The organism is Sphingobium trunci (genome assembly GCF_022664535.1).
Lineage (GTDB): Bacteria > Pseudomonadota > Alphaproteobacteria > Sphingomonadales > Sphingomonadaceae > Sphingobium.
Genome location: NZ_JAKUJY010000013.1, coordinates 55,508 through 76,589, shown reverse-complemented (window position 1 = coordinate 76,589; position 21,082 = coordinate 55,508). Strand labels below are relative to the sequence as shown.

Genomic DNA, 21,082 nt, shown 5'->3' with positions numbered 1-21,082 from the left:
CTCGATCGCCCGCGCATTCCGTTCGGCGGCGGGCGCGGATGGAGGAAATCTAGGGAAGGGGTGCATTGCCGGTCAAATGCGATATACGGGGGATCATCATTCGAGAATCATATGGCTGCTCGTATCATCGATCCGGTTCTGGCGATCAATTTCGCGCTCGTGGTCGAGGCCGGATCGATCACGGCCGGCGCGGCCATGGCCAATGTGCCGCAACCCTGGATGTCGACGCAGATGAAGAAGCTGGAACATCTGGTGGGCGAAAAGCTGCTCGACCGGTCGTCCCGGCATATGGAACTGACGGAGGCCGGGCGGCGGCTGCTCCCCTTCGCGCAGGCGTTGCTCGACGCGGATCGCGCGATGCAGGCGCATCTGGCCAAAAGCCGGGCCTCCAGCGAGCGCATGATACGGTTGGGCGCGCCGCATTACACGATCGGCGATCCCGACAGAAACCGGCTGCTGGCGCAGATGATCCGGCATCGCCCCGATCTCCATATCGACGTTCTGACCGGCCATCCTCAGGAGCTTTTCCGATGGCTGAGGTCGGGCGTGATCGATTGCGTGTTCACCGTCGTCAACGGCTATGACACGCTCCGCGATGTCCGCATCGCCCGCTTCGAACGCCGCTTCGCCTACGCACTCCTGCCGCGCGGCGATCCGTTGGCGAGCGCGCCGTCGATCCGGCTCGCCGATCTGGCGGGCCGCGACCTGGTGATCGCGCCCGATCACGCCAATGCCCGTTCGCGGCGCATATCGCTCGCCCCGTTCGAGCGGGCGGGCGTCAAATTCGTGATGGCGCCCGACGAGAACCGGCAGGTCATCGAAAGCTTCGCGGCGCAGTTGGGACTTCCCTGCCTGCGCTGGAGCTATGGCCGCGATCAGCAACGCGACCAGGGCGAACAGCGATGCCTCTTCATCGAGGAAGGGCTGACGATCGGCATGGCATTGTTCTGCCGGAGCGACGACACGCGGCTCAAGGTAAGGCATATCATGAACTGCGTTGCCGAGGTGGCGCAGCCGGAGGCGCCCGCGGCCGACATCGCCGTCCCGGACAGGCTGGGGCAGGCAGGTTAGGGGCAGGAAACCGGCCCCGCCCGGCATCCTTGGGGGCGGGAGCCTTTTCCCGGAACGCGGGATCATCCGTCACGCGGCGGGGCAGTGCGCCCCGGTCTTCACCCATGCCTCGATCAGTGCGCCGAAGCCCTCCTGCGTGCCGGGCGCGCTGGTCCGGCCCGCTCCGGGATTCCAGGCCCAGCCGACCAGATGATCGGTCTTCATATGCGTGACGATCTGGTCCAGGCTGCGTGATCCGTTGCGCCGGGGATCCTTCAACTGCGCGCAAATCCCGGGCAGGTTCAGCCCCTGCCAGGCCATTTCGACCGGGGCCAGCTGCCAATGCGCATTGCCCGGCACGCTGGCGATCCCGGCGGCGAAGGTCGGCGCATTGTCGGCGCCATGGCATGTCGCGCAGGGCAGGCCCCTGGGACCATGATTGCCGTCGGTGGCGACCATCAGTGGCACATGCTGGCGCATTTCATCCCCCTGGGTGGGGATGCGCGCGGCGGGGTGGCAGTTGAGACAGCGCGGGCTCTGGATGACCTTCCCCGCTTCGGCGAACAGGGCGGCCGATCGCTTTGCCGGGTCGCGAATGCCCTCGAAGCTCGCGACCGGGCGCAGCGGCGTGACCGGAGCGGCCGTTCCGCCCGGCCCGGTGGACCAGGCCGCACTGGCGGCGAAGACGAGCGCGGCGGCGCACAGCGCCATGGAAGACGATATCCTCATACACGTTCCACCATGGATGGAGGGAGCGGGAGTTGGTGGAGCGGCTTGCCCGTCGCCGCGAACACCGCGTTGACGATCGCGGGCGCGACGATCGACGTGCCGGGTTCGCCGACCCCGCCGGGCTCCTCCTTGCTGTCGATGATGATCACGTCGATCTTCGGCGTGTTGACCATGCGGACGACAGGATTGTCGTGGAAATTGGATTCGACGACGCGGCCGTCCCTGATCGTGATGTTCGAATAGAGCGTCGCCGTCAGGCCGAACAGCAGGCCGCCCTCAATCTGCTGCTTCACGACATTGGGATTGACCGCGATGCCGCAGTCGATCACCGCCGTCATGCGCTCCACCCGGACCTTGCCGTCAGCCATGCGCACCTGCGCCACCAGGCCCATATGGCTGCCGAAGCCGGACTGGATGGCGATGCCGCGCGTCGTGCCCGGCGGCAGCGGCGAGCCCCAGCGCGATTCCGCGGCAAGCCGGTCCAGCAGCGCCCTGATGCGCGAATGGGGCGGCAACAGGCGCCGGCGATAATCGACGGGATCCGCCCCGGCCTTCGCCGCCAGCTGATCCATCACCGTTTCGACGACAAAGCCGTTGCGCGTCTCTCCCACGCCGCGCCAGTTTCCGACCAGCAGGCCGTCGGGCGGATCGTCCCGGACATAATCGACCAGCAGGTTGGGAAACTCATAAGGTCCGCTCGCCGCATTGGTGGCGTCGATGTCGACGCCGTCCTTCCACAGCAATGACGGCAGGAACCAGAGCATGATGGGCGGCGCGACGATGCGATGGTCGAACGCCACCGGATGGCCCTGTGCGTCAAGCGCCACCTTCACGCGGCTATGGTTGTGATAGCGATAGGCGTCCTGCCGCGTGTCCTCCTCGCGGCTCCACACCACCTTGACCGGTCCCTTGACCTGACGGGCGATCATCGCCGCCTGCACGATCCATTCGGATTGCAGCCGCCGCCCGAAGCCGCCGCCGATCAGATAGCTGTTGACCTTCACCCGGTCCTCGCCCAGCCCCAGAGCCTTGGCGACCTCTATCCTCGCCCGGCCCGGCACCTGGCTTCCAACCCAGATCTCGCAGGCGCCGTCGCGCACCTCGACGGTGCAATTGAGCGGTTCCATGGCCGCATGCGCCAGCATCGGCATGCGATAATCGGCTTCGAACCTGCCCGCCGCCTCGGCGAAGGCCTTGGCGACATCGCCCTTGGCGTAGGCGGTGGCCCCCTTGCGGTCGAGCGCGGCATCGGCCTTGCTGACGAGGTCCGCGGTGGAGAGGGTGGACGAGCCGCCTTCCCAATGCGGCTCGATCATCGCCAGGCCCTTGCGGGCAGCGCCGGTATGGCGCCCGACCACCGCAACGGCGTTGGAGAGCGTCACCAGCTGGGTCACGCCGCTCACCGCCAAGGCGGGCTTCGCGTCCACGCTACCCAGTTTGCCGCCGATGACGGGACAGGCCTGGACGGCGGCATAGACCATGCCGGGCAACCGCACGTCGAGCCCGAACAAAGCCGACCCGTCCACCTTCGCCGCGGCATCGACGCGCGGCGCGCTGGTCCCGATCACCCTGAAACCGCTGGTCCTGACCGGCGGATCGGAGGGCACCGGCATGGTCGACGCCGCGAGCGCCAGAGCACCGAAGGAAGCGCGCCGCTTGCTCGGCAGGTGCACCACCTGCCCGTCTTCGAGCGCGCAATCCCCGGCATTCACACGCCATTGGCGCGCCGCCGCCTCGATCAGCATGACCCGCGCAGCCGCGGCCGCCTTGCGGATCGGCCCCCAGGAGCCACGCAGGCTGGCCGAACCGCCGGTTATCTGCTCGCCCAGGACAGGATGGGCGTAAAGCCTGTTGTCGCCTGGCGCGAGCATGGTCCTGACCGCGCCCGGCGTCACTTCCAGTTCCTCGGCCACAAGCATCGCGATCGACGTCATCGCGCCCTGGCCCATTTCGGCATAGGGCACGGTGGCGGTGATCGCGCCGTCATTGCCGATCGCCAGAATGGCATTGGGCCGGAAAGCGGTCCCCGCCGCCAGTGCCTCCCCCGGAGCGAACAGCGGAAAGCCCAGCGCCAGCCCGCCCGAGCCTGCCAGGCACACCGCCATGAAGCCGCGCCTGTCGATCGTCAGCCCCGCCATGTCAGGCCACCCCCTGCTTCGCCGCGGCGTGGATCGCCGCGCGTATCCGGGGGTAGGTGCCGCACCGGCAGATATTGCCGGACATGGCACGATCGATCGCGCCATCGTCAGGCGCCGGGTTCGCCGTGAGCAATGCGACGGCCTGCATGATCTGGCCGGTCTGGCAATAGCCGCACTGGACCACCTCGGTCTGGAGCCAGGCGTCCTGCACGGCCTTGCCGATCGGGGTTGCCCCCACGCCTTCGATGGTCAGGACATTGGCATTGCCGACCGCCGACACCGGCAAGACGCAGGACCGGCGCGGTTCATGATCGACATGCACGGTGCACGCCCCGCACAATGCGGCCCCGCAGCCGAATTTCGTCCCGGTCAGGCCGACAATATCGCGCAGGACCCACAATAATGGCGTGTCCGGTTCAGCGTCGATCTCGTGAATTTTATCATTAACTTTCAGCTTCACGGCATCCTCCATGAACTGACTCGCTAATGCTATTAACTATCCTTTAAATTGCCTGTTAATGCAAGGTTCAGGAAAATCGGTGCCCGTCCGGCTTCATGGCACCCATTTCCCCCGACTTTGCGCCGCTTTGCCTGAGCTGGATCGGAACGGCATTCGGCCCAATTCTTCCATTCATGACTTTTGCCCAATGGCGCCGTCCATCTTCGCATAGGCTGCCCCGCGCCAGGCCTCGCAATGCCAATTCCTCCTTCCGGGGATGTGCCGCCAGCCGCCGCAATGATCGCGCCATAGGGCGGTTCAACAACCTTTTACCGCCATTTTTTCATCCTTTCCGGAGGCGCGACCGGTGGGCCGGTCGGCGGCACCGGGAAGACCGCCTTGCCGTCCACGACACGCCGGATCGAGATATCCCTTCAGCCGGGAAAGATTGACAGGCATCGACCCCACCCTCTTATACCGTCCGCACATCATGGCCTTAACCGGCCGGGTGCCGGAGAGGATTATCGTCATGACCATGCCATCGCCCGACCTTTCTCCTCTGTTCCAGCCCCTGACCGTGCGGGGTCTGACACTCGCCAATCGCATCGTCATGTCGCCCATGACCCGGGAATTTGCCGAAGACGGCGTGCTGACCGATCCGGTCGACGATTATTATGGACGGCGCGCGGCGGGCGGCACGGGCCTGATCGTGACCGAAGGCACCAGCATCGATCATATCGTTTCCCATTACAGCCGGAAGGTGCCCAATTTCTACGGCGAGGCCGCGCTCGCGCGCTGGCGGCAGGTGGCCGAGCGGGTGCATGCGGAGGGCGGCCGCATCTTCCCCCAGCTCTGGCACACGGGCGTCGCGCGCCGGCGGAAGAGCACCCACAATCCCGACATCGCTTCCCAATCGCCCTCCGGCATCGGCATGGAACGTCTGGGACCGGATTCGGCCGATCCCAACGCGGTGGCGAAGCCCAGCCGCGTACCGCCCGTCGCGATGGAGATCGCCGACATCGAGGCGGTGATCCAGGCCTATGGCGAGGCGGCGGCGCAGGCGAAGGCGGCGGGTTTCGACGGCGCGGCCGTCCATGGCGCCCATGGTTATCTGCCCGACCAGTTCCTTTGGGAACGCAGCAACCGGCGCACCGACCGATATGGCGGCAGCCTTGAAAACCGCCTGCGCTTCTCGCTGGAACTGGTCGGCGAGATGCGGCGGCGCGTCGGACCGGATTATCCCATCATGTTCCGCTTTTCACAGTGGAAGGGCTGGGACTACCGGGCCAAACTGGCCCAGACTCCATCCGAACTGGAACGTCTGCTGGTGCCGCTTGCCGATGCGGGCGTCGATATTTTCGACGCATCGACGCGGCGCTTCTGGCTGCCCGAATTCGAAGGCAGTCCGCTCAATCTCGCCGGCTGGGCGAAGAAGATCACCGGCAAGACGGTCATGACGGTGGGGTCGGTCGGCCTGGAAAGCCCGCTGGGCGATCTGGGGGCAGGCAGCCGCATTTCGGTATCGGTGGAAAATCTGAGCAGGCTGATGGAGATGTTTGCGCGCGGCGACTTCGACCTGGTCGGTGTCGGCCGGGCCCTGCTCGCCAATCCCGACTGGGCCAGGCTGGTACGCGAAGGGCGGTTCGGCGATCTCAAGCCCTATAATGCCGACGCCATGGAAGGATCGCTGGAGGCCGCCTTTTAAATCCGCCATGCCCAACTGAAAGTCGTCAAGGTAACCCCATGCTGTCGGAAAGCCCCGACCAGGATGGCGATGGTCATGGTGCCGAGCCGACGCCCAGAAACCTGGAGACGGCATCGACGGTCGGGCCGGGCTGCTCCTCCATCAGCCAGTGACCGGAATTCGGCACGACCAACTCGGTTACGTTGCCGGCCGCCGAGCGCATGATCACTGCCATCGTGGCAGCCAGTGAGCGGGCGCCGCCGATGGCCAGCACCGGCATTGTCAACGGGCCGCGTGCGACAAACGCATGATTGTCGATCACGTCCTGATCGAAAGCCGCGAATTGCGAGAAGCCGGCGTGCATGCGCCCGGGTGCGGCATAGAGCGCGGCGTAATGGACCCGCGCCTTCTCGGGAAAGGCCGTGCGGCTCGCGGCGAACTCATTCCAGAAGCGATCAAGATAGATGCGCTCGCGACCGGCCACGAGTCTCTCCATGTCGGGGCCGCCGAAGCGAAAATGCCAGAGCAGAGGATTCTTGAGTATCTCGTCCCATGGGCCGACGCCGGGCACCGGAGCGTCCATCATGACGAGCCGGGTGGTGCGACCGGGATGGGCTTCGGCAAAGGCGAACGCCACCATATTCCCTATGTCGTGGCCAACGACATCCGTCCGCGCGACGTGGAGATGGTCGAGAACGCCGGCCATATCCTCCGCCTGGTTCTTTTTCGTAAAGCCGCTGGTCGCGACAGCCGACAAACCCAATCCCCGGAGGTCGGGCACAATCACAAGATGATCGCTCATGAGTCGTGTGGCGAGGGGCACCCACATGTCGCCGGTATCGCCATAGCCGTGGACCAGTAGCACGGCTGGCCCCGATCCGCCGATACGGACATGCAGGATTGTGCCGTTGGTTGCGATTTCCTGGGCCCGAAAGCCCTTGGGAAAGGCGAACTCCTGAGCGGACGCTGGCATTTCCGAAAATGTCGAGAGGAGCAACGCCAAGATCAGGCTTATCGTGCGGTACATCTCTTCTTCTCCGTTCGCCGGTGACAGTTCAAGCCGCGACCCGCCCAGAAACTGCGAATTAATATGCACGAAAGTGAAGCGATTTGGGAACGGGAAAGCCGGACTATTCCTTTCATATGGGCGGGTAACGGGCGAGCCACGATGGCGGTGCCTGATCCATGTTGGCCGGAAGCGGTCAGGCGGGTTTAAGTTTTAGAGATGACGAAGCGGACGTTCATCACTCAATGCCGAGAATAGCTCAACTGCTTAACGCTTGGTTCGGCGTTGCACGATCGTCTGGGCGAGGATGCGACGATTGATCTTCCGCTTCCAGTCCAGTTGGGCCTGCGAAAGATTGCGCTTTCGAGCGGCCTGCAGAAGGAAGCGACCTGGGCCTGGAGGAACAGAACAGCCTGCTGCCCCGCGTCGGCATGACGGAAGTCCCAAATGCGCTGCGCGAAGAGGCGGTCCCCTTCCTGTTCGAACAGGAACGCACGCGGACGCCGACGCTCGTTTCACGGGTGGACCGCGACCGCATTTTCCGCCGCCTGATCTTGCGAGCCTATGACGCCCGCTGCGCCATCACTGGCCTCAAGCTGATCAACGGTGGCGGCCGTGCCGAAGCGGAAGCAGCGCATATCCGGCCGGTCGAAGCCAATGGCCCCGACAGCGTCCAGAACGGCATAGCGCTGTCAGGCACGGTCCACTGGCTGTTCGATCGCGGCCTCGTCAGCCTGTCGGACGATCTCGACATTCTGATCTCCCGTCAGGCCAATGACCGCGACAGCATCACAGCGATGATCCACAAGACAGGCCGCGCGACGCCGCCACTGCGTCACGCTGATCGACCTCATCCGCATTTCCTGGCCTGGCACCGGGACCATGTGTTCAAGCATTGATGAGTTTTCCTCAGGTCGACACTCAGCACCTCGCTGAACCGCCATCTCTTTGTGGCAAGGGCTGGGACTTAGCTGCCGATCGCCGTCACGCCCGAGAACGTCAAGTAAGGCCGAAACTGGTCATTCGCGGATGGATAAGCAAGTGCTTACGCGCCCTCAATAAGCGCAGCTGCAATGGTGCTTCCGGGCGAGAGTGGTTCATGGCGGTGGTCATTCGCCCCCGTTCAGGAGCAGCCACATGACGATTACCCCTACCAAACCGCCGCGCAACTGGGATCCGGTGGTCAAACTGACGCACTGGAGCATCGTTGTGGCGATGCTCGCAAATGGCGTTTTCACCGAAAGTGGCTCGTGGCCGCATATCTGGGTTGGCTATGCCCTGGCCGGAATGCTGGCGCTGCGCCTGCTGTGGGGGATTGTTGGACCACGCGAAGCACGCTTTTCGGCCTTTCCCCCCAGCTTACCTCGGGCAATGGCCCATATTCGCGCGATCAAGTCCGGGCAGGCCCACGATCAGCCCTCGCACAACCCGCTGGGCGCGCTGATGGTTTATGCCATCTGGGGCACGCTCAGCATCATTGTTGCCAGTGGCATCGCCATGGCGGGCCTGCCGTCCAAGGCGGTGACACATGAGCATCATGGCGTGGAACAGGCCGCTCCGCATGAGGGCGAAGAGCGCGAAGGCGAGGAAAACCCGCTAGGCGAAACGCACGAGGCTGCCGTCAACCTGCTCTACGTGCTGATCGTGTTGCATCTGGGCGGGGTCATCTTTGAAACGCGGCGTTCTGGGCGTGGTCTGGTGCTGGCCATGTTACCCGGTCGGCGGTAAACCGATACCGTGCTACCTGCTACCCGATCTCTGGAACGCAAAGCTCTGATCTTGACGCTGGTGCTGGGCTGCCAAATGCTGGCGGCGATGTTCTTCACGCTCGATGTGGCGGGTGACATTGCCGATGCGGGGCTGGGCTGGCACCTGTCGATCGAATTGGGTGCCACGCTGGCGCTGGCCGCTGGCGTGATGGTGGGAGCCATCCATGTCCGATCCCTGATTGAACGAGCGCGGCAAGATCAGGCCCTGATCACCGCCGCGCGCGGGGCGATGGGGGCGTTGATCCGCGCGCGGTTTGCCGAATGGCGGTTGACCGCTGCCGAAGCCGATGTGGCACTGTTCGCCATCAAGGGGCTGGATGTGGCCGAGATCGCCGCCTTGCGGGGATCGGCACAGGGAACCATCCGGGCGCAACTGACGCGGATCTACGCCAAGGCAGGCACCACATCCCAGACTGGCCTGATCGCGCTGTTCATGGAGGAGTTGATCGACCCAGCCACCACGCTTGGTGAGGATGCTGCCCATGGCTGATATCGCGCTGATGCATCATCTGCTGATTGCGCTGGGCATCGGCCTGCTGATCGGTGCGGAGCGGGAGCGGCGCAAGGCCGAGCGCCCGGCCTCTGCGGGGCTGCGCTCCTTCACTATCGCCAGCCTGCTGGGTAGCGTCAGCGCGCTGACGCCGTGGGCCTGGATGAGCGGCCTTATCCTCGCCTGCATCACCGCACTTGCGCTCTTCAGCAATTGGCAACGCCGCGCTTCGGGCGACCCCGGCATCACCACGGAAATCACGCTGATCGCCACCACGCTGCTGGGTGCCCTGTCGGTCAGCGCGCCCGATCTTGCCGGCGCATCGGCGGTGCTCATCACGATCATTCTGGCCGCCCGCGAACCGCTGCACCGTTTTGTGGGGCAGATGGTTACAGCGACGGAGGTGGCCGATATACTGCTGATTGCAGGCGCGACGCTGATCATCTTGCCCATGCTTCCCGATCGCCCCATGGGGCCGTTTGCCGCACTCAATCCCCACGCCATCTGGCTGGTGGTGATCATGATCTTGGGCATTAATGCGGTGGGGCAACTGGCCACGCGGCTGCTTGGCGCGCGATTGGGTGTGCCGATGCTGGGGCTGGTGTCGGGCTTTATCTCCAGCTCGGCAACGATTGGCGCGATGGGGGCGTGGGTGCGCGCCAATCCCGCCTCTCTCTCGGCGGGGGTTGCGGCGGCGGTGCTCTCAACGGTGGCCAATTATGTGCAAATGGCGGTCGTTATCGAGGTCACCGATCACAGCGCTTTTCTGGCGACGGCCGCACCGGTAGCCGCCGCCGCGCTGGCTGCTGCTTTATCCGGCAGCTGGTTCATTGCGGCGGCATGGCGCGAGACATCCTCAGAGCCGCCCAAGTTCAGTCGCACTTTCAATGTCATGATCGCGCTGGTGTTTGCCGCGATGTTGGCTGTTATGCTGATCCTGGTGGCCGCGATGCAGGCGTGGTTCGGTACAATGGGGATGGCCGCGGCGGCGGCCATCGGTGGCGTGCTCGATGTTCACGCCGCGGTCATTTCTATCGCCACGCTGGTGAGCGAGCGAACGATCACACCCGCCGAGGCTATCGTACCGGTCCTGATCGCCTGTACCACCAGCACGATAGCGAAGATGCTGTTTTCCGCCACCGCAGGCACAAAAGCGTTTGCTGCACGGGTCATTCCGGCGCAGGCCGCCATTATCATGGCATCATGGCTCATAGGGCTTGTGGCTTTGCAGGTCCCTTAAAGCCTGACCCCCCGCGCCAGTGGGAAAACCGCGCCGTCGCCCAGTGTTCACAATCGCCGGGCAAAGCGTTATCGTGCAGCTGTGCCGCCGTCGTAGACGAGATGCGTAATGTTCCACAAGGCATTGACGCTACTGACTTTCATCCGGCGCCTCGATTCCTCGTTGGCATCGCCCGCAATGGCGTGCTTTGCACGCCTTGCGGCACGATTCCCCACGCACCCGGGTCTGACGAAAATCGGACCCGGCTGCGTCATTTTCAGAATGCCAGAAGCAGGCCCACGCGCGCGCTGGCGCGTCTATCCGCATCACCGGCTTCACCGCTCAGTGAGCCGAACAACGTCAGGCTTGAGGAGACGACAACATCCGTCCCCATCGTCGCCGTGGCGAGGACGGAAGCGCGCGAGGCGCCGGTCGCCGCAAGGCCGAGGTCCCCACCGCCAAGAGCGGCAAGCGCGAAGGGAGCGCGGCCCTCCACCTGATAGCGCATTCCGACCGTGAGGTAGGGACGCATCGCTGCGCCGTCCTGCATGCCGCCCTTGAACGTAAGGCCACCGTCGACGAAGACCGTGTGGTCGCGTTCACGTGCCACTTCGAGGACGTAGGGGCTGTCACCGCCTTCCGCCACCTGGTCGCGGATCGTGCGGATTGCGGTCAAACCGACAGCCGGTTGCACCGTCCAGCCACGACTGAGGGGCATCGCGTAGGTAAGGCTGAGATCGCCGGTCCAACCCGTCAGGTCATACGAACCCTTCGCCGAAGCGCCGAGCAGGTTGCGCCGGGTATCGGCATTGCCACCGTCGTAGGCCACTGTCGCCTTGATGCCGAGCCTGCCGTTGCTCCAGCGCCCATGGACGCCTGCGATCACGCCTTCGAATCCGGTGCGGGCGCCCAGCGAGGACAGCGTCTGCCGGCCGTTGAGATAGCCGACGAAGCCGCCGATCGACCAGTCGCTGCTGCCCCAGCCAATCCCGCCGAGGAAACCGTAACCGTTGATCCGCGCGCGCGCCGCGCCTTGTGCGCCGCCTTCAAGCGTGCGCGTATTGCCGAGCGCGCTTGCAAAGGTGAAGCCTCCGGGCGTCTCGCGGCGGGGGGCAAAGGCATCGCTGCGGCCGACATCGGCCAGTTCCAGCCCGTGCTCCACGGCGATCTGGCCGGCGGAGGCATAGGCCTCCGGTGTCAGCTGCGCGAAAGCGGTCTGGTTGGCGGTACTGGAACTGGCCGCCAGTTCCGGAACCGCTGCCATGAACGCGGCCGAAGCCCTGCCGCTGGTCATCAGGCCGTTCACATAGTCGATCGCGCCCTGAACCTGCGGCGTGAAGGACGTGTCGTTCATGAACTCGCCCAGCAGCGAAACCGTGTCGCCGTCCTGGACGAGAACGCCGAAAAGCGAGCCCGAGCGAACGATGTTGGTGAAGCTCCCGGTGATGCTGTCCGCGTCGATCAGGTCGAGTGACTGGCCGGCGTTCACGATGCCGCTGGCGTCGATCTGCAGCGTGGCGCCCGAGGCTATCGTGAGATTGCCATTGACGATTAGCTTGTCGGACACCGTGGGCGTGATCTCGAAGATCGAGACCGAAGTACCGGCCAGCGTGACATTTCCGTTGACCGTCATCGTGCCGGGCGAGGCGCCGGGGCTGAGCGTGCCGGCGACGGCGATATCGCCGTTGACGGTGCCCGCGGAACCGAAGGTTGCCCCCCGCCCCACGGTGATCGTCGGGGCCGTGATCGTCGAGCCAGCAAGCCCGATTACGCGTCCGCCGGTGAGCGCCATGCTGTCGAACGCGGCGCTGCCGCTTACGGTGGCGAGGCCGGCGCTCATGCGCAGGGTTTCGACGTCGGAGACCGTCGAGAATGCAGCCTGGCCGCCGGCGATCTCGATGCTGTCGCTACCCTCGCCGCCATAGACCGCGCCAACGAAAGTGCCGTCCGAGAGGCGGAGCTGGTCGTCACCGCCGCTCAACATCACGCCGCCCACGATCGTGCCCGTGTTGCGCAGCACGGCGGGGAAGGCATCGGCGGCCAGAATGGCCAGAGCACCCTCGCCGCTTGCCTCGATGCGGCCGTGGTTTTCGAGGTTGAACGTGGTGCCCCGCGACTGAATCGCAATGGCGTCCGTGCCCGAAGCCGTGATCGTCGCGCCTTCCGCGTTGACGATCGTGGCGGTTACCGCGCCTTGCGGCGGAGCGGAGGTGAAGCCGTAGCCGGGAACGGCAAGGCCGACGCCGACCGCGACCGCGCCCTCTCCGTGCGCGCTGATGGTGCCGCTGTTGGTGAGCGCCAGATCGGCGGGCACGCTGGCATCGGTCGATCCCCCCAGCATTTGCAGGGCCGCGCCGGCACCTTCATTGGCGATGGTGCCGCTGTTAGTCACGCTGATAGTGCCCGGCGTGCCTTCCTGAGAGGCCGCGGCATAGGCTTGCAGGCCGCCTGCGATCGTACCGGAATTCGCGACGTCGATGGCGTAGCCGGTCAGCGACGAGAAGGCACCTTCGGTTTGGCTGGCCGTTACGGTGCCGCTGTTCTCGAAGGCAATATTGCCCCAGTTCCAGACCATGAGGGGAGTATCGGCCAGCTCTGCCGAGCCGATCGTGCCGGTGTTGACCAGATGGGCCACGGAACCGCGCACGCCGCCCGCCACGGACCCGTCGTTGACGAGCGTGCCGAGCGTTTGGCCCAGGATATAGGCCTGTCCGGTATAGGCATCGCTGCCCAGGACCAGCGCACCGGAAAGGTCCATCGCGTTGACGACGGTGCCGTCGCCGGCGGCGTGCAGATCGGTGAACATGGCATCAAGGCCGGTGACCGTGGCCACCGTATCGACTCCCAGCGCCGCAACCATGGCGTCTTCGAAGCCGGAGCCGGGCGCGGCGCCGACGGCAACCGAGCCGCTGTTGGTCAGTGCGATGCCATATGTGTCACGCCCAAGGCCCGCGTCGATCGTGCCGCTTACGCCGGCGTCGGTTCCGCTCTGGAGGAACAGGTCGTTGCCGCTGCCCAGCGTCAGGTCGCCGATCAACGTTCCGCCATTGGCATAATAGGCGCTGCCGTAGCCGCCCCAGTAGCCGAGGTTGACATTGCCGAGGATGAGGCCCGCGTTGCTTACCGATCCGCCGCTCATGGAGATCGCTGTCCCGGCGCCGCCCGAGATCGTGCCGCCGGCCAGATTGGTGACTTGCGTGGCCGATGTGATCGCGGTGCCTGCAGTGCTGGCGATCGTGCCGGAATTGACGACCGTGGCCCCATAATTGCCCCAGATCGCGCTGTTCGCGGTCTGGATTGTGCCGCTATTGGTCACGCTGTAGGCGTTATAAATGCCGTAGGAAGCGCCTGGCCCGGTCTGCTCGATCGTGCCAGTGTTCACCACGGTACGGACGTTGTATGCGCCATAGCTGCCATCCAGCGTGATACGTCCGTTGTTGACCAGCGTGCTGCCGTAAGTGACGGCGGCATTGTACGAGGTTCCGCCGTTGGTCGCGGTGAAGGCGGCGTTGATCGTGCCGTCGTTCTGCAGCGTGTCGTTCGTGGTGAGGCTGACGACCCCGAAGCCGCCGCCCCAGTAGTCGTTGATCGTTCCCGAAATCGTGCCGTGGTTGACGACCGTCAGTGAGTCCGGATTAACGAGCGTCGAGTTATCGGGCCTCGCCGCCCAAACCACGCTCAAGGCGGTCTGATTGGTGGTCTGGATATTGGCGGTCAGATCCACCGTACCGGTACCGGCAAGGATCAGCGGCAGGGTCTGCAGCGCGTCTGCGGTCAGTGTCAGCTTCGCACCGTCGACCAGTTCGTATCCGGTCGTGGCGAAGGGGCCGACGGCGCCGATTACCGCGCTCGCCTCGCCCGAGGCGCGGTAGCGCAGCAAGCCACCGGTGGTGGTGACCGTGCCGTTGATGCCCGCGAACTGGCCTGGGCCGGTATTGACCAGGTCGGTCACCAGCGTATCGCCCTTGCCCAGCGTCAGATTGCCGTCGAGGACGCCGCCGGTGAGCGCGACGTAAGTGTTGCTGTTGCTGTAATAGCTGCTGTCGCGCGGAGAGACGAAGGTCACGTCTCCGTTGATCGTGCCCGCATTGAAGACCTTGGCATTGTACGTGCTGGTCGACCCGTAAGGATCCTTTCCGGTAATCGCCCAGGCGCCGCCTTCGATCACCCCGCCCGCCAGATTGTTGATCACGCCGTAATTGCCGAGACCTACTGCGGTGCCGGTGTCGCTGGTGGAGATGGTGCCGCTGTTGTTCAGGACATAGCCAATCACGGCGCCGTAAGTCGCACCTTCGATCGTGCCGCTGTTGGTGGCGATGTAGTATGTGTTGCCGTGCAGATCGACGCCGATTCCGCCGGTCGAGCGGATCGTGCCGCTGTTGGTCAGCCCTTCGCCGAACATCGAAAGCGCCGTGCCGGTGGCGGTGATCGTGCCGGAATTGATGACGTCGCCGTCGGTGTTCACGCCGTTGCCGCTGGACGTGATCGTGCCGCTGTTGGTCAGCGTGCCGTAAAATCCCATGTCGATGGCGTAAGGATAATAGCCCGAGGACACGGTCGCATCGATGGAACCGGTGTTGGTGAGGTTGGGATGGCCAGGCACGTAATAGGGCGCGACGAAGGCCTGACCCTGCGTCGTGATTGCCGCTTCGTTCACGATCGTGCCGTTGCCATCCATCTCGATCGTGCCGGGAGCGATGAAGCCATCGGCCAGCGTGAGCGAGGCGCCCTCGCCAGGAGCAAGGCGCAGATATTGGAAGCCGGTAGGCAGCGTGATCGCGCTGGAGACGGTCAGGTCCGCATCGACCGCCAGGACGAGGGAATTGGTGCCAAGGCCGGGGTCCAGCGTGCCGGTGATCCCGGTCACCAGCGTCTCGGTGCCATCGTAGCGACCATAGACGAGATCGTTACCACTGCCGAGCGAGACGTCCCCCTCGATCGTGCCCTTCGTGGAATCGATCACGCTGTAGGTATAATAGCCGTAGGCAGGCTGGGTCGCGATATCGCCGGTGATCTTGCCGCTGTTGGTTAGCGTCAGGGATCCTGCCGAAATCGCCGTGCTGCCTGCGGTGGAGATGGTTCCTCCGGCAAGGTTGTCGATCTCCAGCGCGCCGGTGCTCTGAATAGCGGTGCCGGTTCCGGCGTTGGCGATGGTACCGCTGTTGGTCAGCGGATTGAACGGCGTGGACAGATTGGCGATCGTCGATGCCGTGGAGGTGGAGCGGATCGTGCCGCTGTTGGTCCAACCCGTGGGATAGGGATTGTTGTTATAAGTGGTGGTCTGGTCGATGGCGCTAAATGCTCCTCCGTCGATCACGCCTGCGTTGTTCAACGTGCCGATCGTGCCGACGATGGCACCGATCGTGCCGCCTTGCTGGTTCTCGATGACATCGAAAGCGGCGCGTGCCGGATCGGTGGCACGCAGAGCGACGCCGTTCGTTCCCGAGATCGTGCCGGCATTAGTGACGCTGACGAGAGTAGGCGCATAGCTGGTCGTAGTCGAAGGACCGGCGGTGATACCGGTGGCGCCGGTCACCGTGGCGCCTGCCTCCACCGTCACCTGAGCCTTGGTGCCGTAATAGTCGTAGCTGTTCACCGGCACCGATCCGGACAGGACCGAAATCCCGCTCTGCGTGCCACCGTCCACATTGCCGCCCACGGTGATCGTGGCTTTGCGGGCGTAGTAGCTGCCGGAAACCGGGGCGATGTCCACGGTGATCGCCGCAGCGCCGGCGCCGGAAACGCTGGCCGAGGGCGCGACCTCCACCGTGCTGCCGTCCGTGGTGACGCGCAGACCGTCGCCATCCGTGCCGGTGCAGTTGGTGATGCTGTCGGCTACCGTCGGATCTGGGCTGCACTGCGCCCAAGCCGGTGTTGCCGATGCAGCGGCCATGGCAGCGAGGCTCGAACCGAGCACAAAGGACCAGCGACGCACCTGCGCCGTTTGTCGGTCGATCATTGTAATAATACCCCTGTATGTAGCGGCTGTTTAGCCGCCGTATTTCCACCTTGCCGAAAATAGAGGGGTAATGTCCAGTAAATCCAAAGGGATGACAGAATTTCTATAGAGTTGGGAAGCATCCGAGAGGCTCAGGGGCGGGTCCGCCTTCAACGTTCCAGTGACCCCAAGCGATCCCATGCGGATATCTGTGTTACTGAGTGCCTGACTCAGAAGTTCCTCAAACGTAGCAATAGCTTGCAATTGTGCGGGTGGGCATGCGGATGAGCCATCATAGTAGGCGTTGCGCGAACCTCGCATGAAATTAGCGGCGTCTCTTTAAGACGCGTAATTTGCTCCGCGCACCTCACCCGATCGCACGGCGGTCAGGATGGCAAAGCGAAGAGCCGGGCGGCTGAAGGATTCCCGCTCGGCCAGCTTTACCATGAAGGCCGGCACCTTGGCATAGGGCATGGCCGCAAAATGCCCCTCATTCTTGGGTTGGCGAGGAGCCCCTTGATGATCGCCCGCATCGGCGCCTCGCTTTCGCGGTAACCCGAGGCATAGGCCCAATCGAGTACGGTGCCGATCCGCTGACGGACCCGCCGCGCCGTCTCCGGCTTGGCAAGCCAGATGTCGGAGAGCAGATTGCGGATCATCGGGCCAGTGATCTCATGGACCTGGACATGGCCTATATGCGGGAACATGTAGGCATCGAGCGTCTGGAGCCATTGCTTCTCATGCTTCTCGTTGCGCCATGTCTTGCTGTGAGCTGCGATCACCCAGGCCGCAGCCCGCCGGAAGGTAGGAATTCCCTTGGCCTTGCGCCGTTCGAAGATCGGATCGAGCCCAAGCTCGACCCAAGTGCGGATTTCTCGCGCCCGCTCCCGGGCTGTCGCCAGCGAGACTTTGGACGCACTGCCCAGACCAAAGTCGCGCCGATTGCCATTCTTCTGCACCCGGGTAGACCCAACTCTTGCCGCCGCCGGGCTGGACCACAAGGAACAGGCCATCGCCATCACCGAGCCTCCCGGGGCGTGTTGCTGCCTTCACAGCGGTAGCGGAGAGCTTTCCCATGCCACCAAATCTCCCACATTCTTTCCCACATTTCCAATCGGTCACCGGTGGACCGGCAGGGATGAACGTGGTTGCGAATCACGCTGAAAGCCGCAGAAAAGCTCGGCTTTAATGATTCGGAACGGAGGTGAAAGGACAGGGTGGTGGCGGAGAGGGAGGGATTCGAACCCTCGGTACCCTCGCGGGCACGCCGCATTTCGAGTGCGGTGCATTCGACCACTCTGCCACCTCTCCGCAGAAGGTCCGGCGCGTGCCGTCCCGGTCGAGCGGCGGCCATTAGCGAATGATTTATCCCTTGCCAAGCGGCGCGAAGCATTTTTCTTGTCTCCGGCCTCAAGCATCCTAAATTGCAGCGTATGAACGACATGATTCAGATTTTCGGACAGGATATCATCGCGCCGCCCATCGTCCATGCGCGCTTCAGCATCGGCGACGTGGTGCAGCATCGCCGCTTCGGCTTTCGCGGCGTGGTCTTCGATATCGATCCGGTCTTCGCCAACACCGAGGAATGGTATCAGTCCATCCCGGAGGAGCTGCGGCCGGACAAGCATCAACCCTTTTACCATCTGCTCGCCGAGAATGGCGAAAGCAGCTATGTCGCCTATGTCAGCCAGCAGAATCTGATCGCGGACGACAGTGAGGAACCTGTCGACCATCCCGCCATATCCGGCATGTTCGGCACCTATGCAGACAGCAAATATCAGCTGCGCCCGCTCCACCGGCACTAGGGCTGGACGGGGGCGCCGTCGGGCCTGCCCCTTGGCGGCCGCCCTGTTGCTCGCGCCCGCGGGCGCTCTGCAGGCGGCAGCGCCCCCGACGCCAGCCGCGATCAAGGTGAATGCCGACCCGGCCTTCCCCTTCTCCCGCGAGATCGAGGCCTTTGCCAAGGCCAACGAGAGCGGACCGGCGATCGCTGACGCCACGCTGTTCCTGGGCAGCTCCAGCATCCGGCTATGGGATATTCCCGGCAGCTTTCCGGACATGGGAACGGTCAATCGCGGCTTTGGCGGCGCCACCACGCCCGATGTGCTGCATTATTACAAGCGCCTGCTGCCCAAGGCGAAACCCCGCTCAATCCTGGTCTATGTCGGCGAGAATGATCTGGCGGGGGGTGCCACGCCAGGAGAAGTGGCCACCAACATCCTCTCCCTGCTCAAGCAGCTCCGCACCGACTATCCCAAGGCGCATATCGCCTATCTCTCGCTGAAACCCAGCCCGATCCGCTGGACGCTCTGGCCGAAAATGGCGGCCGTCAACATGACGGTGGCGGCACGATCGCGGGTGACGGGTTTCGATTATCTGGATGTCGGCCGGGTGTTGCTGGCGGCGGACGGCCTGCCCGATGCGTCGCTGTTCCGGCCCGACGGGCTGCACATGAACCCGCGCGGCTACACGCTCTGGACCCGGCTGGTCGACGCCTGGCTGGACGCGGCCGTCGCCGCCGACCTCAAGCCTGCCTCCCCCTCCTGAGGGCGCCTCACGCACTTTCCGATTGATCCAAGCCCAAGCAACATTATTACCGGACATTGATAAAATAGCCGCAGGCAAGGGGACAGATAAGTGACAAGTGATTCGGCCAAGGCGGCCCCCATGGCGGAGCTGACGCTTCGCGGCGTCATATTGGGCGCGCTCATCACCTTGCTGTTCACGGCGGCGAACGTCTATCTGGGGCTGAAGATCGGCCTGACCTTCGCCACCTCCATCCCCGCCGCCGTCATTTCCATGGCGGTGCTGCGGCTGTTCGCCACCGGCACGATCCTGGAAAACAACATCGTCCAGACCATCGCTTCGGCGGCGGGCACGCTCTCGGCGATCATCTTCGTGCTGCCGGGGCTGGTCATCATCGGCTGGTGGCAGGGCTTTCCCTATTGGCTGTCCGCCTTCACCATCGCGCTCGGCGGCATATTGGGCGTCATGTATTCCGTGCCGCTGCGCCGCGCGCTCGTCACCGGATCGGACCTGCCCTATCCGGAGGGGGTCGCCGCCGCCGAAGTGCTGAAGGTCGGCGCCGGCTCGCGCGAAGGGCTTGAAGAGAATAAGCGCGGTCTTGCCGCCATCGTCGCCAGTTCGGTGACGGCGGCCGCCTTCTCGATCCTCGCCAAGACGAGGCTGATCGCGGAGGAAGCCGCCACCTTCTTCAAATTCGGCGCGGGCGCCTCCAGCGTCTCGACCAGCTTTTCCATGGCGCTGATCGGCGTCGGCCATCTGGTCGGCCTGTCGGTGGGCGTCGCCATGTTCGTCGGCCTGCTCATCAGCTGGGTCGGCCTTGTCCCTTATCTCACCGCCCCGCTCCCCTCCGGCGCGGACCTGTCGGAGATCGTCGGCACCACCTTCCGCATGAAGGCCCGCTTCATCGGCGCGGGCACCATCGGCGTGGCGGCGATCTGGACCCTGCTCAAGATATTGGGGCCGATCGTCGGCGGCATTCGGTCCGCCATAGCCGCCGCCAGGGTCCGCAAGGCAGGCGACGGCAGCCTGCTGGAACTGACCGAGCGCGACCTGCCGATCGGCATCGTCGGCGGCACCATCCTGGCCTCGCTCATCCCCATCGCCATCCTGCTCTGGGTCTTTGCGCAGGGCGGGCCGATCGCCGCCAATCCGGTGCCTATCATCGTCCTGACGCTGGCCTATATCCTCGTCGCGGGCATCGTCATCGCCTCGGTCTGCGGTTATATGGCGGGCCTGATCGGCGCATCGAACAGTCCGATTTCCGGCGTCGGCATCCTGGCCGTGCTGGGCGCCTCGCTGATCCTGGCGGCGATCTACGGGTCGGGCGGCGACCCAAAACAATCACAGGCCCTCATCGCCTATGCCCTGTTCGTGACCGCCATCGTCTTCGGCGTCGCGACCATCTCGAACGACAATCTCCAGGACCTGAAGACCGGCCAGCTCGTCGGCGCGACGCCGTGGAAGCAGCAGATCGCTTTGGTCCTGGGCGTGATCTTCGGCGCGCTGGTGATCCCGCCGGTGCTGGACCTGCTGAACAGCGCCTTCGGTTTTGCGGGCGCGCCAGGCGCCAAGGCCAGCGCCCTCCCCGCCCCGCAGGCCGCACTGATCTCCGCACTGGCGAAGGGCGTGCTGGGCGGCGATCTCGACTGGAACCTCATCGGCCTGGGCGCGGGGATCGGCGTCGTCATCGTCGCCATCGACGAGGCTCTGGGCAAGGCAGGCAAGCTGCGCCTGCCCCCGCTGGCCGTCGGCATGGGCATCTACCTGCCGATGGCGCTCACCCTGCTGATCCCGGTCGGCGCGGTGATCGGCCATTTCTACAACCGCTGGTCGCTGCGCCAGTCCAACCCCGAATTTGCCGAGCGCATGGGCGTGCTGATGGCGACCGGCTTCATCGTCGGCGAAAGCCTGTTCGGCGTCGCCTTTGCAGGCATCGTCGCCGCGACCGACAGCGACGCGCCGCTGGCGCTGGTGGGGGAAAATCCCTGGGCGACCATCCTCTCGGTGATCGCCTTCGCCGCGGTCATCGCCGCGCTCTACGCGCGGTTGAAGCGCTGGGCCTCCGCGCCGCTCGCCTGACATGGAAAGGGGGCG

15 protein-coding genes and 1 tRNA gene are annotated in these 21,082 nt (G+C 64.6%); 9 read left to right on the top strand and 7 right to left on the bottom strand.

Annotated elements, in window-relative coordinates; all coding sequences use genetic code 11:
* The first annotated feature begins 111 nt into the window (after window positions 1-111).
* The gene (locus tag MJ601_RS12950; protein WP_242127040.1) at window positions 112-1,071 is read left to right on the top strand and encodes a LysR family transcriptional regulator; all 960 of its coding nucleotides are present in this window, start codon (window positions 112-114) and stop codon (window positions 1,069-1,071) included.
* Between the two features lie 69 nt (window positions 1,072-1,140).
* Here MJ601_RS12950 and MJ601_RS12945 read toward each other — a convergent pair whose 3' ends face one another.
* From MJ601_RS12945 to MJ601_RS12935, 3 genes are read right to left on the bottom strand one after another with little or no spacing between them, the layout of a single operon-like run.
* Complete coding sequence (locus MJ601_RS12945; protein WP_242127038.1) at window positions 1,141-1,761, bottom strand: Isoquinoline 1-oxidoreductase subunit; 621 nt, start codon at window positions 1,759-1,761, stop codon at window positions 1,141-1,143.
* A gap of 14 nt (window positions 1,762-1,775) precedes the next feature.
* Window positions 1,776-3,917 carry a xanthine dehydrogenase family protein molybdopterin-binding subunit gene (locus tag MJ601_RS12940; protein WP_242127036.1) on the bottom strand — a complete coding sequence of 714 codons (2,142 nt, stop codon included), beginning with the start codon at window positions 3,915-3,917 and terminating at the stop codon, window positions 1,776-1,778.
* A 1-nt stretch (window position 3,918) separates the two neighbouring features.
* Window positions 3,919-4,389, bottom strand: a complete 471-nt coding sequence (locus MJ601_RS12935) for a (2Fe-2S)-binding protein (RefSeq protein ID WP_242127034.1) — start codon at window positions 4,387-4,389, stop codon at window positions 3,919-3,921.
* 496 nt (window positions 4,390-4,885) lie between these two features.
* Between MJ601_RS12935 and MJ601_RS12930 the strand changes: the two genes are divergently transcribed.
* Window positions 4,886-6,061 (top strand): NADH:flavin oxidoreductase, encoded by a 1,176-nt coding sequence (locus MJ601_RS12930; RefSeq protein WP_242127032.1) that lies wholly within the window; start codon window positions 4,886-4,888, stop codon window positions 6,059-6,061.
* Window positions 6,062-6,134: 73 nt separating this feature from the next.
* On the opposite strand, the gene MJ601_RS12925 is transcribed toward MJ601_RS12930, so the two are convergent.
* Window positions 6,135-7,067, bottom strand: coding sequence for an alpha/beta fold hydrolase (locus tag MJ601_RS12925; RefSeq protein ID WP_242127030.1), 933 nt, complete (start codon window positions 7,065-7,067; stop codon window positions 6,135-6,137).
* Window positions 7,068-7,477: 410 nt separating this feature from the next.
* Here MJ601_RS12925 and MJ601_RS12920 point away from each other — a divergent pair, with 410 nt between their 5' ends.
* The 4 genes from MJ601_RS12920 (at window position 7,478) to MJ601_RS12905 (ending at window position 10,545) form a co-directional block, all read left to right on the top strand.
* Window positions 7,478-7,945 carry an HNH endonuclease gene (locus MJ601_RS12920; protein ID WP_242127028.1) on the top strand — a complete coding sequence of 156 codons (468 nt, stop codon included), beginning with the start codon at window positions 7,478-7,480 and terminating at the stop codon, window positions 7,943-7,945.
* A 238-nt stretch (window positions 7,946-8,183) separates the two neighbouring features.
* Window positions 8,184-8,774, top strand: a complete 591-nt coding sequence (locus MJ601_RS12915) for a cytochrome b/b6 domain-containing protein (RefSeq protein WP_242127026.1) — start codon at window positions 8,184-8,186, stop codon at window positions 8,772-8,774.
* 51 nt (window positions 8,775-8,825) lie between these two features.
* The gene (locus MJ601_RS12910) at window positions 8,826-9,305 is read left to right on the top strand and encodes a helix-turn-helix transcriptional regulator (protein ID WP_242127024.1); all 480 of its coding nucleotides are present in this window, start codon (window positions 8,826-8,828) and stop codon (window positions 9,303-9,305) included.
* A complete protein-coding gene (locus MJ601_RS12905) occupies window positions 9,298-10,545 on the top strand; it encodes an MgtC/SapB family protein (protein ID WP_242127022.1) in 1,248 nt (415 codons plus the stop codon). The genes MJ601_RS12910 and MJ601_RS12905 overlap by 8 nt, the downstream gene beginning before the upstream one ends.
* Before the next feature lie 256 nt (window positions 10,546-10,801).
* Here the strand turns inward: MJ601_RS12905 and MJ601_RS12900 are convergent, their stop codons facing one another.
* From MJ601_RS12900 to MJ601_RS12890, 3 genes are all read right to left on the bottom strand, one after another.
* Entirely contained in the window at window positions 10,802-16,483 is a 5,682-nt protein-coding gene (locus tag MJ601_RS12900) for a hypothetical protein (protein WP_242127020.1), read from the bottom strand.
* Between the two features lie 419 nt (window positions 16,484-16,902).
* Window positions 16,903-17,481, bottom strand: coding sequence for a tyrosine-type recombinase/integrase (locus MJ601_RS12895; RefSeq protein ID WP_242127018.1), 579 nt, complete (start codon window positions 17,479-17,481; stop codon window positions 16,903-16,905).
* Between the two features lie 202 nt (window positions 17,482-17,683).
* Window positions 17,684-17,773, bottom strand: a tRNA-Ser gene (locus MJ601_RS12890).
* A 122-nt stretch (window positions 17,774-17,895) separates the two neighbouring features.
* Between MJ601_RS12890 and hspQ the strand changes: the two genes are divergently transcribed.
* The 3 genes from hspQ (at window position 17,896) to MJ601_RS12875 (ending at window position 21,067) form a co-directional block, all read left to right on the top strand.
* Window positions 17,896-18,267 carry a heat shock protein HspQ gene (gene hspQ, locus MJ601_RS12885; RefSeq protein WP_242127016.1) on the top strand — a complete coding sequence of 124 codons (372 nt, stop codon included), beginning with the start codon at window positions 17,896-17,898 and terminating at the stop codon, window positions 18,265-18,267.
* Window positions 18,224-19,009: a GDSL-type esterase/lipase family protein gene (locus MJ601_RS12880; protein ID WP_242127014.1), complete on the top strand. Its 786-nt coding sequence runs from the start codon at window positions 18,224-18,226 to the stop codon at window positions 19,007-19,009. The genes hspQ and MJ601_RS12880 overlap by 44 nt, the downstream gene beginning before the upstream one ends.
* A gap of 120 nt (window positions 19,010-19,129) precedes the next feature.
* Window positions 19,130-21,067 carry an OPT family oligopeptide transporter gene (locus tag MJ601_RS12875; RefSeq protein WP_245405782.1) on the top strand — a complete coding sequence of 646 codons (1,938 nt, stop codon included), beginning with the start codon at window positions 19,130-19,132 and terminating at the stop codon, window positions 21,065-21,067.
* Window positions 21,068-21,082: the final 15 nt, after the last annotated feature.

What these genes read in the sequence shown, in the direction of transcription:
- MJ601_RS12950 (WP_242127040.1), top strand. Translation starts at nt 112, where the DNA reads ATGGCTGCTCGTATCATCGATCCGGTTCTGGCGATCAATTTCGCGCTC.
- MJ601_RS12945 (WP_242127038.1), bottom strand. Translation starts at nt 1,761, where the DNA reads ATGGCGCTGTGCGCCGCCGCGCTCGTCTTCGCCGCCAGTGCGGCCTGG.
- MJ601_RS12940 (WP_242127036.1), bottom strand. Translation starts at nt 3,917, where the DNA reads ATGGCGGGGCTGACGATCGACAGGCGCGGCTTCATGGCGGTGTGCCTG.
- MJ601_RS12935 (WP_242127034.1), bottom strand. Translation starts at nt 4,389, where the DNA reads ATGGAGGATGCCGTGAAGCTGAAAGTTAATGATAAAATTCACGAGATC.
- MJ601_RS12930 (WP_242127032.1), top strand. Translation starts at nt 4,886, where the DNA reads ATGACCATGCCATCGCCCGACCTTTCTCCTCTGTTCCAGCCCCTGACC.
- MJ601_RS12925 (WP_242127030.1), bottom strand. Translation starts at nt 7,067, where the DNA reads ATGTACCGCACGATAAGCCTGATCTTGGCGTTGCTCCTCTCGACATTT.
- MJ601_RS12920 (WP_242127028.1), top strand. Translation starts at nt 7,478, where the DNA reads ATGACGGAAGTCCCAAATGCGCTGCGCGAAGAGGCGGTCCCCTTCCTG.
- MJ601_RS12915 (WP_242127026.1), top strand. Translation starts at nt 8,184, where the DNA reads ATGACGATTACCCCTACCAAACCGCCGCGCAACTGGGATCCGGTGGTC.
- MJ601_RS12905 (WP_242127022.1), top strand. Translation starts at nt 9,298, where the DNA reads ATGGCTGATATCGCGCTGATGCATCATCTGCTGATTGCGCTGGGCATC.
- MJ601_RS12900 (WP_242127020.1), bottom strand. Translation starts at nt 16,483, where the DNA reads ATGATCGACCGACAAACGGCGCAGGTGCGTCGCTGGTCCTTTGTGCTC.
- MJ601_RS12895 (WP_242127018.1), bottom strand. Translation starts at nt 17,481, where the DNA reads ATGGCGATGGCCTGTTCCTTGTGGTCCAGCCCGGCGGCGGCAAGAGTT.
- hspQ (WP_242127016.1), top strand. Translation starts at nt 17,896, where the DNA reads ATGAACGACATGATTCAGATTTTCGGACAGGATATCATCGCGCCGCCC.
- MJ601_RS12880 (WP_242127014.1), top strand. Translation starts at nt 18,224, where the DNA reads ATGCAGACAGCAAATATCAGCTGCGCCCGCTCCACCGGCACTAGGGCT.
- MJ601_RS12875 (WP_245405782.1), top strand. Translation starts at nt 19,130, where the DNA reads ATGGCGGAGCTGACGCTTCGCGGCGTCATATTGGGCGCGCTCATCACC.